Genomic DNA, 14,300 nt, shown 5'->3' on the forward strand with positions numbered 1-14,300 from the left:
CAGTGGTGTCGGTGCGCACGGCTAGCCTGACCGCGTGACGTTCTCCACCGCCCCCACGGACACGCCCGCCCCGCCGCAGGACCTCGCCGGCCGTCCGTGGTGGCACGCGCTCGGGGTCTTCGACCTCGAGACCACCGGGGTCGACGTCGAGACCGCACGGATCGTCACCGCGCACGTCGGGCTCATCGACATGACCGGTGCGTCCATCGTCGAGGGCGCGTGGGTCGCCGACCCCGGCGTGCCCGTCCCCGAGGGCGCCGCGGCGGTGCACGGCTACACGACCGAGCGCGCCCAGGCCGAGGGCCGCCCGGCGGCCGAGGTCGTGGCCGAGGTGATCGCCGCGATCGAGGCAGTGTTCGCCCGCGGGATCCCGCTCGTGATCTACAACGCCCCGTACGACCTCACCGTCCTCGACCGCGAGGCGAAGCGGCACGGCTTCGCCTCGCCCGTGATCGGCAACGTGGTCGACCCGCTCGTCATCGACAAGGCCCTCGACACCTACCGCAAGGGCAAGCGGACGCTCGAGGCCGCGTCCGAGACGTACGGCGTCACCCTCGACGACGCCCACGACGCCGGTGCCGACGCCGTCGCCGCCGGGCGCGTCGCCCAGGCCATCGCCGGGCGCTACCCGGAGGAGCTCGGCATCACCGCCGAGGAACTCCACCGCAAGCAGGTCGGGTGGTGTGCCGACCAGGCTGCCTCGTTCCAGCAGTACATGCGCGCGAAGCGCGACCCGTCCTTCACGGCGGACGGCCGGTGGCCACACCGCGGCGCAGCAGCAGGCATGTAGCATGCAGCGGGGGCGATCGACGAGAGCGTCCCGACCCACCGTCGCACTGACGCACCAACCGGGAGACCGTCACACGTGTTCTTGAAGACCTTCGGCTGGTCCCTCGTGATCACCGTCATCGCCCTCGCCACGGCCCTGATCTACGGCAGCTGGAGTGCGGTGGCCATCACGCTCATCCTCGGCGTGCTCGAGATCAGCCTCAGCTTCGACAACGCGGTCGTGAACGCCCGCATCCTCGAGCGGATGAGCCCGTTCTGGCAGAAGATGTTCCTGACGGTCGGCATCATCATCGCCGTCTTCGGCATGCGCGTGCTCTTCCCGCTGCTCATCGTCGGCGTCACGGCGCAGCTCAACCCGGTCGAGGCCGTGCAGCTCGCGCTCGAGAAGGGACCGATCGACGAGCCGGGCACCTACGCCTACCTGCTGCACGAGGCCCACCCGCAGATCGCCGCCTTCGGCGGGATGTTCCTGCTCATGATCTTCCTCGACTTCATGTTCGAGGAGCGCGACATCCTCTGGCTCCGCTGGCTCGAGCGGCCGCTGCTCTTCGTCGGCAAGCTGCCGATGGTGAACGTCGTCGTCGCCCTCGCGCTCCTCGCGCTGTTCGGTGCGACCTCCGGCGACCACCAGGCCGTCGTCCTCGTCGCGGGCATCGCCGGACTCATCACGTACTTCCTGGTCACCGGGCTCGGCGGGCTCTTCGACGTCGGCGACCCCGAGGACGACGGCAACTCGTTCGAGAACACCGGCGAGATGGTCGCCGAGGCGAACCGCATCGGCAAGCAGCGTCGTCTCGGCCACGTCGCCGGTCGCGCCGCGTTCCTGCTGTTCCTCTACCTCGAGGTGATCGACGCGTCGTTCTCCTTCGACGGGGTCATCGGCGCCTTCGCCATCACGGCGGACCCGATCATCATCGCCCTCGGCCTCGGCCTCATCGGCGCGATGTTCGTCCGGTCGCTCACCGTCTTCCTGGTGCGGCAGGGCACGCTCGACGAGTTCGAGTACCTCGACCACGGTGCGCACTGGGCCATCGGCGCCCTCGCCGTGATCCTGCTCGTCACCATCACGACCGAGATCAACGAGGTCGTCACCGGCCTCATCGGCGTGGTCTTCATCCTCGCCGCGTTCTTCTCCTCGGTGGTGCGCAACCGTCGCAAGGCCGCGCACGCGCCCGTCGAGGACACCGCCGTCGCGACGCACTGAGCGTCGCACCGCCCCACACCGCGTCCGACACCGGACGTGGACCGACACCACGAAAGGTCACCCCATGGGACTCAGCCTGCAGAAGGGTCAGTCGCTCTCCCTGACGAAGAACGACGGCAGCGCACTGACGCGCGTCCGTCTCGGCCTCGGATGGGACGCCGTCGCCGTGAAGCGCGGGCTGTTCGGCGGCCGCAAGGCCGCCGACGTCGACCTCGACGCCTCGGCGATCTTCTTCGACGCCCAGGGCACCGCGGTCGACTACGTCTGGTTCAACCAGCTCCGCAGCAAGGACGGCTCCGCGCAGCACACCGGTGACAACCTCACCGGTGACGGTTCCGGTGACGACGAGACGATCCGCGTCGACCTGAGCGCCGTGCACCAGAGCGTCGCGCAGATCGTCTTCGTGATCAGCAGCTACAGCCGGCAGACCTTCGACACCGTCGAGAACGCGTTCTGCCGACTCGTCGACGACTCGACGGCCGGCTCCCCCGAGGTCGCCCGCTACCAGCTGACCGACTCCGGCCCGCACACCGCCATGGTGATGGCCAAGGTGTCGCGCTCCGGCGGCGGCTGGAGCTTCAGCGCCATCGGCGACCGTGCGAACGGCCGGACCGTGCAGGACCTCGTCGCCCCCGCCTCCGCGGCGCTCTGAGCGGAAGGACCCGCACCACATGGCCTCCCTCTCGCTCTCCAAGGGCACGAACCTCTCCCTCAGCAAGACCGACCCCGGGCTCCGTCGCGCGATGATCGGTCTCGGCTGGGACCCCCGCACGACCGCCGGTGAGCAGTTCGACCTCGACGCCTCGGCGCTCCTCGTCGCGGCGAACGGCAAGGTCCGCTCGAACGACGACTTCATCTTCTACAACCAGCTGCAGTCCGTCGACGGCGCCGTCGTCCACCAGGGCGACAACCGCACCGGCGAGGGCGAGGGCGACGACGAGCAGATCCTCATCGACCTCGACGCCGTCGCGCCCGACGTCGAGCGCGTCGTCATCGTCGTGACCATCGACCAGGCCGAGCTGCGCCGGCAGAACTTCGGCCAGGTCCGCGGCGCGTTCTGCCGCGTCGTCAACGACGAGACGGGCAACGAGGTCGTCCGGTACGACCTCACCGAGGACGCTGCCTCCGAGACCGGGATGATCTTCTCGGAGATCTACCGGTATGACGGTGAGTGGAAGTTCCGCGCGGTGGGCCAGGGCTACGCCACCGGCCTGCGCGGCGTGGCCACCGACTACGGCGTCGTCCTCGACTGACGCCACCCCCCGAACGAACGGAAGGCACGACCATGGCAGGACTCACCCTCGCGAAGGGCAACAACCTCTCGCTCACCAAGACGAGCCCCGGACTGACCGTCGCGACCGTCGGCCTCGGCTGGGACCCGCGCACCACCTCCGGTGAGCAGTTCGACCTCGACGCCTCGGCGCTGCTCGTCGGCGCCTCGGGCAAGGTCCGCTCCGACGCGGACTTCATCTTCTACAACCAGCCGCGCAGCGCCGACGGCTCGGTGGAGCACCAGGGCGACAACCGGACCGGCGAGGGCGACGGCGACGACGAGCGCATCGCCATCGACCTGCAGGCCGTGCCCGCCGACGTCGAGCGCGTCGTCATCGTGGTCTCGATCGACCAGGGCGAGGCCCGTCGGCAGAACTTCGGCCAGGTCCGCAGCGCGTACTCGCGCGTGCTCGACCAGGACGGCACCGAGATCGTGCGCTACGACCTGTCGGAGGACGCCGCTCCCGAGACCGCGATGATCTTCTCGGAGCTCTACCGCAACGGCGCCGAGTGGAAGTTCCGCGCCGTCGGCCAGGGCTACACGACCGGTCTCGCCGGCATCGCGACGGACTTCGGCGTCCAGCTCGGCTGACCCCGCCGCACCCACCTCACCAGCACCGACAGCAACCAGGAGCAGACCGATGCCCGGACCCCTCGCCCCGCCGGAGCCCGCCGACAACGCCGAGGACGCCCTCGTCCTCAAGCCGGCGGACTCACCGGAGACCGTCACGCCGGACGACGCGCCGGGCATGGTCCCGGTCGACCCGGGTCGGCAGTCGCAGATCGCCGCACAGGCGCGCGACTTCGTGGACGAGGTCGCCGCGCTCGACCCCCGCTCCCCCGAGTTCGGCGACAAGGTCGACGGCATCACGTCGATCGCCGGTGGCGAGATCGCCCGCTCCGGCGGCTTCTCGTCGCGCATGCTCGACCGGTCGCAGTCCTCGGTCGCGGGTGCCCGCCGCACCGGTGACAACGCGCAGGTGCGCGTGGCCTCGACCCTGGGCGACCTCCGCTCCACGGTCGAGGACCTCACGCCGAACCAGGCCGACCTGAGCACCGGCCGGAAGATCCTCGGCATGATCCCCGGCGGCAACAAGCTGGCGAAGTACTTCCAGAAGTACGAGTCGGCGCAGACCCAGCTCGACGCGATCATCAAGTCGCTCATGGCCGGGCAGGACGAGCTCCGCAAGGACAACGCCTCGCTCGCCGACGAGAAGGTCCAGCTGTGGGAGACCATGCAGCAGCTGAGCGAGTACGCCGTCTTCGCGAAGGCCCTCGACGCGGCCGCGGTGCAGAAGATCGACACGCTGCGGAACAGCGGCCGGGTCGACGAGGCGCAGAAGCTCGAGTCGGACGTGCTCTTCCCGGTCCGCCAGCGGCACCAGGACATCCTCACCCAGCTCGCGGTGTCGGTGCAGGGCTACCTGGCGATGGACCTCATCCGCAAGAACAACACCGAGCTCATCAAGGGCGTCGAGCGGGCCCGGACCACCACCATCGCCGCGCTGCGCACCGCGGTGATCGTCGCGCAGGCCCTGGCGAACCAGAAGATGGTGCTCGACCAGATCGACGCGGTGAACAACACCACGAACGCGATGATCCTGCAGACGAGCGAGATGCTGCGCGACCAGACGACGCGGATCCACCAGCAGGCGACGAACTCCGGCGTCAGCGTGGAGACGCTGCAGAAGGCGTTCGACAACGTGTTCCAGACGATGGACGCGATCGACACCTTCCGGTCCGAGGCCGCGAAGAACATGTCCTCGACCGTCGCGGCGCTCGAGTCCGGCATCGAACGCTCGAAGCCCTACCTCGAGCGTTCCCTGCAGTCCGACGACTCCAACCGTCCGACCCGATGACCGAGGCGGTCACGGGCCGTGCGTGACCGGCTCCGCGGGCTCTTCGGCCGCGGCGACGACCCACGTCCGCCCGAGCCGGAGTCCGCGTCGTCGGTCGCCGCCGCTGCGGCGGCGCGCATCGACGTGCGCGGCTCCGGGGGCGCCACCGACGACGCCGCGACGGCCGCGGGCCTCGACGACCTGCGCACGGTGGTCCGTGCCGCCGGCGCCGAGCTCCCGACCGTGATCTCGTCGCGCGTCCGGCACGTCGAGGACCAGCTGCGCCAGGTGTCCCGCACCGTCGTCGCCCAGGGTGCGTCGACCGAGCAGCGGTACCTGTTCCAGGCGATCGTGGGCGACTACGTCCCGACGCCGGTGCGCACCTACCGCTCGCTCCCGCCGGAGGACCGCACGCCCGACAGCGCCACCACCCGGTCGCTGGCGGCCCAACTCGACGTCGTCGCGGAGACGGTGGAGGACATGCACGAACAGATCAGGAGCGGCGCCATCGCCGAGCTCTCTGCGCACGGCCGCTTCCTGCAGGGGCGCCTCGGCGAGGGCGACCCCGGCCTGCGGCTCCCGGGAGCGGGCTCGTGACCGGCGAGCTCGTGCCCGGTGCGAACGCCGCGCTCACCGCCGAGAACCCCGACCTGACCGCCGTGGTCGTCGGCATCGCGTGGGAGCAGATCCCGAGCCGTGGCCCGTCCGCCGAGCTCGTGCCCCTGGCGATCGTCTGCGGCACCGACGGCCGCGTGCTCTCCGACGACGACCTGGTGTTCTTCAACCAGATCGACGACGCCTCGGCCGCGGTGCACTACCTGGACGAGTCCGACCAGGAGGAGATCGACGTCGACCTCGGCTCCGTGCCCGAGGCCGTCGACAAGATCGTCTTCGCGGTGTACCTCGACCCGGACCCGCGGTCGCCGAAGGACCTCGGGTCGATCCGCTCGATGGCGATCCGTGTGTGCGCGCCGGACGGGCGCGAGCTCGTGCGCTTCGCACTGCCCTCCGACCGGAACCACACGATCGACGCCGTCATCCTCGGCGAGCTGTACCGGCACCGCGCCGAGTGGAAGTTCCGCGCCGTCGGGCAGGGCTACACCACGGGCCTCACCGGCCTCCGTGCCGACCACGGCATCGGCCGCGCGCGATGACCGCACGGCACCCGTACCTGCGACGACGCACGCGTCCGGCGCAGGACCGCCCGTCGAGCGCTGGCGCCGGAGCGGTCGCCGACGACCCACGTCCGAGCACGAACACGAACACGAACCCGTCCCCGGGCACGGGCACCGGTGCGGGCACGGGCGCGGCTGCCCCCGTCGCCCGCGGTGCCGGGCTGAGCCTCGGGTTCGACCGCCCGTCGGCGGCGCCGCCCACGGCACCGGCCGCGGTACCGACCGCCACCCCGTCCGCCTCGCGGACGGTGCACGCACCCGACGACGCGACGCGCGCGCCGGACCGCACCGCGGCTCCGCAGGCGACCGTCTCGGAACGCGTGCTCGAACGCCGACGTGCCCGTGCCTCCCGGGTCCGCCCCTTCCCGGCACCCGATCCGGCCGACGTCAGGATGCTCGGTCCGGACACCCCGGTCGTCCGCGTCGACCGCCGGCGGTCGGCGGTCGGGGCGCTCCGCGTGTCCGGCGCGACCAGCGTGGCGTGGGAGACCGTCGACGGGACCGTCGGCGCCACGACCTCGGACGGCCGTGCCGCCGGGCGCGACGTGCAGACACCGGGCAACCGTCCCCTGGTCGGCTTCCACGACGGCGACGTCGTCGTCGCGCTCCGGCACGTTCGCTCGCTGCGCCGCGCCCTCGTCATGGCACGCGGCGACGACCGGGCCGTCGTGAGCCTGCACGACGGCACGGTGCTGGCGGTGGACGCCGGCGACCCCGAGACCATGACGATCACCGCGCTGTCGGTGCTCGACGGCGAACTGGAACTGCGGGCGGAACCCTTCCCGCGGGCGTCGCACGACGGCGACGTGTTCGCCGCGTTCGGGTTCGTCCTCTCCGCCCCGAACCCGAGAGGCTGACCGATGCGGCACTTCGCGAACCTGGACGACCACGGCGCGCTGTTCCTGCGCGAACCCGAGGACGTCGGACGCGACAGCGATCCGGCCCTGCGTGCCGTCGCGCTCGGCGCGACGCTGTACGTGCCGGGCATCCGACCGGACCTGGTGCGCGACGTGCACCGGCAGACGGCGCTCGGTGCCGGGTCCCTGGTGCTCTGCCTCGAGGACTCCGTCGCCGACGACGATCTCCCGCTCGCCGAGCAGCAGGTCGAGCAGGCGCTCCGTCTGCTCGCCACCGAGGACGACCCGGCGGTGCTGCCGCAGCTCTTCCTGCGCGTCCGCAGCCCCGAGCACCTCGAGCGCCTCGTCGAGCGGTTCGGCGACCGCCCGCTCGACGCGCTGAGCGGCATCGTGCTGCCGAAGTTCGAGGCGACCGACGGCGCCGGGGAACGGTACTTCTCCGTCCTCGACCGGGTCAACGCCACCCGGAGCGGCGGCCGACGACTGCTCGTCATGCCGATCCTCGAGTCGCCGTCGATCATGCACCGCGAGACCCGGACCACGACGCTCGCCGGCATCCACGAACTGCTCGCCGCGCGACGGGCCGACGTGCTGGCGGTGCGCATCGGCGCGACCGACCTGTCGAGCGTCTTCGGGCTCCGGCGTCCGTCCGACCTCACCGTGCACGACGTGCACGTCCTCGCCTCCGTCATCGGCGACGTCGTCAACACGCTCGGCCGGGCGAACGACGGGTTCGTCGTCGCGGGGCCCGTGTGGGAGCACTACCCGTCGTCCGACCGCGTGTTCAGGACCCAGCTGCGCACCACCCCGTTCCAGGAGGCCGGCGACCTGGCACTGCGCCGCCAGCTGCTGCTCGAGGGCTTCGACGGCCTGCTCCGCGAGGTCGCGCTCGACCGCGCGAACGGGCTCACCGGCAAGACGGTCATCCACCCGCGTCACGTGCCGCTCGTGCACGCGATGTCGGTGGTGACCGACGAGGAGTACTCGGACGCCTCCGACGTGCTCGCCCGGGAGTCGGGCGGGGTCGCCCCCTCGCGCTACGGCAACAAGATGAACGAGATGAAGCCGCACCACGCCTGGGCGGAGCGCACGATGCTGCGTGCCCGGGCGTTCGGCGTGTCCACCCCCGACGTGACCTACGTCGACCTGCTCGAGCGGAGCCTGCCGTGAACGTGCCCCTGCCGTCCCCCGCCGACCTGGGCCTGGCCGTCGTCGACGCCGACGGGCAGCAGGGCCCGACGGTACCGCTCGGCGACCTCGTGCGCCTGGCGCTGCGCCGCAACCCGAAGCGTGCGCACCTGCTCGTCTCGACCGTGCTCGCCAAGCACGTGCCGACCGTGCCGGCGATCGCGCTGCTCGCCGGCGAGGCGCTCGGCACCCTCGTGGCGGACCTGCTCGACGCCCCCGCGCACCCGCGCTTCGACGACGCCGTCGTCGCACGGCTCGACGCGGTGCTCCGCGACCAGCGAGCGATCGCCGCGAGCACCGATCCCGACGACGCGGATGCCGACGTCGACGCGGACGCCGACCGCTCGTCCGGGCTGCACCGCGCGGCCACGACGCTCCGCACCGACCTCGCCGCGCAACGGACCAACCACCCGGACGTGCTCGTCCTCGGCTTCGCCGAGACCGCCACCGCCCTCGGCGCGCTCGTCGCCGAGACCCTCGGTTCCGCGTACCTGCACTCCACCCGCCACGACCCGCCCGGCTCCGTGCCAGCCGCGGGGTTCTCCGAGGAGCACTCGCACGCCACCGCGCACCGGCTGCTGCCGGCGGACGCCGACTGGCTGCCCCGGAACGGCACGGTCGTCCTCGTCGACGACGAGCTGAGCACCGGACGCACCGCCCGCGAGACCATCCGGGCCCTGCACGCCGTCGCCCCGCAGCGCCACTGGGTCGTCGCGAGCCTCGTCGACCTGCGGTCCGCGGCGGACACCGCCGCGACCGCGGCACTCGCCGACGAGCTCGGCGCCCGCGTCGACGTCGTCGCCCTCGGCCGGGGTCGGGTCGACCTGCCGGCCGACGTCCTGGACACCGCCGCGGCGCTCGTGGCCTCGGGTGCGAGCCGGCCAACGGACGGTGCCCGCAGCGGGTCCGCGCCCGGGCTCCCGGAGCCGTCCCCGGTCCGCGTCGCCGCCCCGGCCACCACGGTGGACCGCCACGGCACCCCCGCGGCACGGGTCCGTCAGCCGCGCACCGACGTCGAGGGCATCGCGGCCGACGTGCTCGCCCGGCTCGACCCGACCGCCAGGCGCGTGCTCGTGCTCGGCACCGAGGAGCACATGCACACGCCGCTCACGGTCGCCGACGCCCTGCGCCGGCAGAGCGGACGCGACGTCCGGTCCTCGACGACGACCCGCTCCCCCGTCGCGATCCTCGACGACCCGTCGTGGCCGATCCGCTCCGGCGTCCGGCACCGTTCCCACGACCGCACCGTCGACGGTCCGGGCGAGCGCTACGCCTACAACGTCCGCGGGTTCGACGCGATCGTCGTCCTGCCGGAGCCCGGCACGGACACCGCCGCACTCGAGGGCGACGACGGCCTGCTCGCCGCCCTCGGCGCGGTCGCCCCGCAGGTCGTCGTCGTCGACAGCCCGCTCGCCGGGGCCGCGGCACACACCGCACCGCGACCGCTCACCGGGCCGTCGTTCGGGTCCTACGAGCCCGACGACGTCACCTGGCTGCTGCAGGACCTGGCGGACGCCGAGCTCGAGGCCGACACCGCGTCGCGGGAGCGCGCGATCCAGCTCGAGGGCGCGAACTACGCGGAGTCGCTCCCGGTCGAGTACGTGCCGTCCGACGCCTACGAGGAGCTCTACCGCGACGCGCTCGACCGCTCGGCGGAACGCATCGCCGAGGCCGTCGGGGTCGTCACCGAACTGGTGCTCCGGGACCGCCCTCGAGCCGTCCTCGTCTCGCTCGCCCGCGCCGGCACCCCGGTCGGCGTCCTCATGCGCCGCTGGGCCCTCGAACACCACGGCGTCCTGCTGCCGCACTACACGGCGAGCATCGTCCGCGGAGTGGGCATCGACGAGACGGCCCTGCGCTGGCTCGCCGCCCACCACGACCCCGAGCAGGTCGTGTTCGTCGACGGCTGGACGGGCAAGGGCGCCATCACCCGGGAACTCACCGACGCACTCGACCGCTTCGCGGCGACGGACGGCGTCCGGTTCCGCAGCGACCTCGCCGTCCTCGCCGACCCGGCCGGCTGCACCCCGCTGCACGGCACCCGCGAGGACTACCTCGTGCCGTCCGCCTGCCTCAACTCGACCGTGTCCGGGCTCGTGTCCCGCACGGTGTTCAACCGCCGCTGGACGCCGGAGGGCACCCTGCACGGCGCGAAGCAGTACCGGGACCTCGCCGACCGCGACCGGTCCCGCTCGTACATCGCGACGATCGCAGAGCGGTTCCCCGACGTGACCGCCCGCGTGCAGGACACGATCGACCGCGAGCCGCCGACCGGCACCGCCCCGGAGCGCGCCGTCGACTGGCGGGGCATGCGCACCGTCGAGGCCGTCGGCGCTGAGTTCGGCATCGAGGACCTGCACCTCGTCAAGCCCGGCGTCGGCGAGACGACCCGCGTGCTGCTCCGCCGTGTGCCGTGGCAGGTGCTCGTCCGCGACCCGGACGACCCGGACGTCGCGCACGTCGTCGCCCTGTCACGGGAGCGCGGCGTCCCGGTGGTCGCACGCCCGGACCTGGCGTACAGCTGCGTCGGGCTCATCCACCCGCTGGGCAGCCGCGTCGTGGAGTCCGGCGACGCCACCACCGCCGACAGCCCCGCGGAGGCCCGCGCATGACCGCGCTCGTCGGTTTCGACCTCGACCGCACCATCGTCTACTCGGCCGCCGCGCTGCTGCTCGACGGCCCGGACCACGAGGCCCCGTCGCTCGTCGTGGCCGAGGTGTACGACGGCGCCCCGCTGTCGTTCATGACCCGACAGGCCGAGGGCGCCCTCGCCGAGCTCGCCGCCCGGGCGACCGTCGTCCCGGTGACGACCCGCACCGTCGCGCAGTACCGCCGCATCCGGCTGCCGCTGCCGGTCGGCGGCTGGGCGGTCACCACGAACGGTGCCGTCGTGCTGCACGACGGCGTCCCCGACGAGGACTGGACGACGTCCCTGCGCGCCGAGATCGACGCCACGTCGGCCCCGCTCGCCGAGGCCGAGCGCGGGCTGCTCGCCGCGGTGCCCCCGGCGGCGCTGCTCCGGCACCACCGTGCCGAGGAGCTCTTCGCCTACGCGGTGGTCGAGCGTCGTGCGCTGCCCGACAGCGCGCTCGCGGAGCTCACCGCCGCGATGACCGCGATCGGGTGGACCGTCTCGCTGCAGGGCCGGAAGCTCTACGTCGTGCCGACCGCCGTCCGCAAGGAGCGTGCCCTCGCCGCCGTCGCCGAGCGCATCGGCGCCACCCGGACCGTCGCGGCCGGCGACTCGCTGCTCGACCAGGCGATGCTCGCGTGGGCGGACGTCGCGATCCGGCCGGCGCACGGCGAGCTCGACGCCGCCGGGTGGACCGCCCCGGGCCTGATCGTCACGGACGCCCGCGGGGTCCTGGCCGGCCAGGAGATCATCGACCGGGCACGCGCGGCCGTCGACGCCGCCTGACGGAGCAGGGTGGGCGCGGGGTCCGGCACACGGACCCGCGCCCACGCAGCTCACGAGTCCGGTCCCCACCGCGCCTCGCACACACAGCACGCGGATCCAGCTCCCACCGCCCCGCACACGCAGAACGGGCGGCCCTCCCGCAGGAGGACCGCCCGTTCCGGCGTACCGGGGCTCCTTACTTGGAGAAGCCCTTGAAGCGCTGGTTGAACTTCTCGACGCGACCGGCCGAGTCGAGGATGCGCTGCTTGCCCGTGTAGAACGGGTGCGAAGCGGACGAGATCTCGACGTCGATCACCGGGTAGGTGGCACCGTCGAGCTCGATCGTCTTGTCGCTGTTCGCGGTGGAACGCGTCAGGAAGGTCTCACCGGAGGCCAGGTCGCGGAAGACGATGGCGCGGTACTCGGGGTGGGTGTCGGTCTTCATGGGGATTCCTCTGTAGCGGTCGTGAGCAATTGCGCGAACTGCGCGGGAAGTCATCGGCTTGCGCCAGCCGTCCACGTTACCAGAGAGACGGCCGGATCGGGAGCGCTACGCCGCGCGCGCCGTCCAGCGATCCGCGTCCTTCGTGACGGTCAGCGCGATGCCGAACGCCTCGGTGAGGGTCGCGTCGGTCAGGACGTCGTCGATCGGGCCGGCCGCCTGCACGTGGCCATCGGCGAGGACGAGCGCGTGCGTGAAGCCGGCGGGGATCTCCTCGACGTGGTGGGTGACGATCACGATCGCCGGCGAGTCCGAGCTCTGGGCGTAGCCGCCGAGGGTCCGGACGAGGCTCTCGCGGGCACCGAGGTCGAGCGAGGCGGCGGGCTCGTCGAGGAACAGGATCTCCGGGTCCGTCATCACCGCGCGGGCGATCTGGACGCGCTTCTGCTCACCGTCGCTCAGCTCACCGAAGGTGCGGTCGGTGAAGGCGCCGAGGCCCCACTCGTCGAGCACGCGCTGGGCGCGACGGACGTCGAGCTCCTCGTACTCCTCGTTCCAGCGACCCGTCACCGAGTACGCCGCGGTGAGCACGACGTCGATGACCTTCTCGGTCACCGGGATGCGGCGGGCGAGCGCGGTCGACGCGAAGCCGATGCGGGGCCGGAGCTCGAACAGGTCGGCCCCGCCGAGCTCGGTGCCGAGCACCTCGACGTCGCCGGAGGTCGGGAACGTCTGCGCCCCGGCGACCTGCAGCAGCGTGGTCTTGCCGGCGCCGTTCGCGCCGAGCACGACCCAGCGTTCGTCGTCCTGCACCTCCCACGAGATCGTGTCGAGGATGGTGGCCCCGTTGCGGACCACGGAGACGTCTGACAAGCGCACGACCGAGGGCATGCGACCAGCCTACGGGGTCCGGGCCAGCACCTCGTCGTAGACCTGCCGTGTCCTGGTGGCGATCGCGTCCCAGGTGAACTCGGTCTCGACGCGCAGGCGTCCGGCGCGGCCCATGAGCTTCGCCAGGCCCTCGTCGGCGAGCACCTCGGTGAGGGTCGCCGCCAGGTCCGCCACGAAGCGGTCGGGGTCGGTCGGGGTGCCCGTGCCGTCCTGGACCTGGTCGATCGGGACGATGCGGCCGGTCAGTCCGTCGGCGACGACCTCGGGGATGCCCCCGGTACCGGTGCCGACGACGGGGATCCCGCAGGCCATCGCCTCGAGGTTCACGATGCCGAGCGGCTCGTACACCGACGGGCAGACGAACACGGTGCCGGAGGACAGCACGTTCACGATCTCGCGGTGCTCGAGCATCCGGTCGATCCAGACGACGCCCTCGCGCTGCTCCCGCAGGCCCTCGACTAGGCCGGTGACCTCGGCCATGATCTCCGGGGTGTCCGGCGCGCCGGCGCACAGGACGATCTGCACCTCGGCGGGCAGGGACGCCACGGCGCGGAGCAGGTACGGCAGCCCCTTCTGGCGGGTGATGCGCCCGACGAAGACGACGCTCGGCCGCGAGGGGTCGATGCCGAGGGCACGCACGGCGTCCTCGTCGACGGTCGGCTTCCACTCGTCGATGTCGATGCCGTTGTAGACGACGTGCACCTTGGCGGGGTCGATGGACGGGTAGGACCGCAGGATGTCCGCGCGCATCGCCTTGGACACGGCGATGACGCCGTCGGCCTGCTCGAACGCCTCGCGCTCCATCCAGCTCGACAGGCGGTAGCCGCCGCCGAGCTGCTCGGCCTTCCACGGACGCAGCGGCTCGAGGCTGTGGGCGGTGACGACGTGCGGGATGCCGTGCGTCAACTGCGCGATCCGGCCCGCGGCGTTCGCGTACCAGGTGTGCGAGTGCACGAGGTCGGCACCCTCGACGTCGGCCGCGATGGCGACGTCGGTGCCGAGTGCCTGCAGCGCACCGTTGGCCTGCTCGAGGCCGGCGGGGGTCCGGTAGGCCCAGACGTCGGCCTCGTCGCGGAACGCCCCGAAGGCGCGGACGCGCACCTCGGTGTCGGTCCCGGACCGCAGCGCCGAGGTCAGTTCGGCAACGTGGACACCTGCTCCGCCGTAGACCTCCGGCGGATACTCCCTGGTCAGTAGATCGACTCGCACCGGTTCAACGTAACGGGTTCCCAGTGCTGACGCCTACT

15 protein-coding genes are annotated in these 14,300 nt (G+C 72.3%); 12 read left to right on the forward strand and 3 right to left on the reverse strand.

Translation table 11 applies throughout. From position 1 onward, the window contains the following. Positions 1–34 precede the first annotated feature (34 nt). From DEI99_RS09195 to DEI99_RS09250, 12 genes are all read left to right on the forward strand, one after another. Entirely contained in the window at positions 35–790 is a 756-nt protein-coding gene (locus DEI99_RS09195; protein ID WP_111042506.1) for an exonuclease domain-containing protein, read from the forward strand. Positions 791–865: 75 nt separating this feature from the next. Next, positions 866–1,993, forward strand: a complete 1,128-nt coding sequence (locus DEI99_RS09200; protein ID WP_111042505.1) for a DUF475 domain-containing protein — start codon at positions 866–868, stop codon at positions 1,991–1,993. 64 nt (positions 1,994–2,057) lie between these two features. Beyond that, complete coding sequence (locus tag DEI99_RS09205) at positions 2,058–2,645, forward strand: TerD family protein (RefSeq protein ID WP_111042504.1); 588 nt, start codon at positions 2,058–2,060, stop codon at positions 2,643–2,645. Positions 2,646–2,664: 19 nt separating this feature from the next. After that, positions 2,665–3,246: a TerD family protein gene (locus DEI99_RS09210; RefSeq protein WP_111042503.1), complete on the forward strand. Its 582-nt coding sequence runs from the start codon at positions 2,665–2,667 to the stop codon at positions 3,244–3,246. 32 nt (positions 3,247–3,278) lie between these two features. Next, positions 3,279–3,857: a TerD family protein gene (locus DEI99_RS09215; protein ID WP_111042502.1), complete on the forward strand. Its 579-nt coding sequence runs from the start codon at positions 3,279–3,281 to the stop codon at positions 3,855–3,857. 49 nt (positions 3,858–3,906) lie between these two features. After that, the gene (locus DEI99_RS09220) at positions 3,907–5,124 is read left to right on the forward strand and encodes a toxic anion resistance protein (RefSeq protein ID WP_111042501.1); all 1,218 of its coding nucleotides are present in this window, start codon (positions 3,907–3,909) and stop codon (positions 5,122–5,124) included. Positions 5,125–5,142: 18 nt separating this feature from the next. Continuing rightward, positions 5,143–5,700 carry a hypothetical protein gene (locus DEI99_RS09225; protein ID WP_071255553.1) on the forward strand — a complete coding sequence of 186 codons (558 nt, stop codon included), beginning with the start codon at positions 5,143–5,145 and terminating at the stop codon, positions 5,698–5,700. Then, the gene (locus DEI99_RS09230) at positions 5,697–6,257 is read left to right on the forward strand and encodes a TerD family protein (RefSeq protein ID WP_111042500.1); all 561 of its coding nucleotides are present in this window, start codon (positions 5,697–5,699) and stop codon (positions 6,255–6,257) included. Before DEI99_RS09225 ends, DEI99_RS09230 begins: the two co-directional genes overlap by 4 nt. After that, positions 6,254–7,135, forward strand: coding sequence for a hypothetical protein (locus DEI99_RS09235; protein WP_181434498.1), 882 nt, complete (start codon positions 6,254–6,256; stop codon positions 7,133–7,135). The genes DEI99_RS09230 and DEI99_RS09235 overlap by 4 nt, the downstream gene beginning before the upstream one ends. Before the next feature lie 3 nt (positions 7,136–7,138). After that, positions 7,139–8,305 (forward strand): HpcH/HpaI aldolase/citrate lyase family protein, encoded by a 1,167-nt coding sequence (locus DEI99_RS09240; RefSeq protein WP_111042497.1) that lies wholly within the window; start codon positions 7,139–7,141, stop codon positions 8,303–8,305. Next, on the forward strand, positions 8,302–10,935 hold the full coding sequence (locus tag DEI99_RS09245) for a phosphoribosyltransferase domain-containing protein (protein ID WP_181434497.1): 2,634 nt from the start codon (positions 8,302–8,304) through the stop codon (positions 10,933–10,935). Before DEI99_RS09240 ends, DEI99_RS09245 begins: the two co-directional genes overlap by 4 nt. Continuing rightward, positions 10,932–11,741: an HAD family hydrolase gene (locus DEI99_RS09250; protein WP_111042495.1), complete on the forward strand. Its 810-nt coding sequence runs from the start codon at positions 10,932–10,934 to the stop codon at positions 11,739–11,741. The genes DEI99_RS09245 and DEI99_RS09250 overlap by 4 nt, the downstream gene beginning before the upstream one ends. Before the next feature lie 175 nt (positions 11,742–11,916). On the opposite strand, the gene DEI99_RS09255 is transcribed toward DEI99_RS09250, so the two are convergent. The 3 genes from DEI99_RS09255 to glgA all read right to left on the reverse strand — a co-directional run bounded on the left by DEI99_RS09255 (position 11,917) and on the right by glgA (position 14,262). Beyond that, the gene (locus DEI99_RS09255; RefSeq protein ID WP_017887280.1) at positions 11,917–12,165 is read right to left on the reverse strand and encodes a type B 50S ribosomal protein L31; all 249 of its coding nucleotides are present in this window, start codon (positions 12,163–12,165) and stop codon (positions 11,917–11,919) included. A gap of 105 nt (positions 12,166–12,270) precedes the next feature. Beyond that, the gene (locus DEI99_RS09260; protein ID WP_071255577.1) at positions 12,271–13,053 is read right to left on the reverse strand and encodes an ABC transporter ATP-binding protein; all 783 of its coding nucleotides are present in this window, start codon (positions 13,051–13,053) and stop codon (positions 12,271–12,273) included. 9 nt (positions 13,054–13,062) lie between these two features. Beyond that, positions 13,063–14,262, reverse strand: coding sequence for a glycogen synthase (glgA, locus tag DEI99_RS09265; protein WP_071255581.1), 1,200 nt, complete (start codon positions 14,260–14,262; stop codon positions 13,063–13,065). Between the last annotated feature and the right edge of the window lie 38 nt (positions 14,263–14,300).

Origin of the sequence: Curtobacterium sp. MCLR17_036, assembly GCF_003234445.2 — a bacterium.
Classification (GTDB): Bacteria; Actinomycetota; Actinomycetes; order Actinomycetales; family Microbacteriaceae; genus Curtobacterium.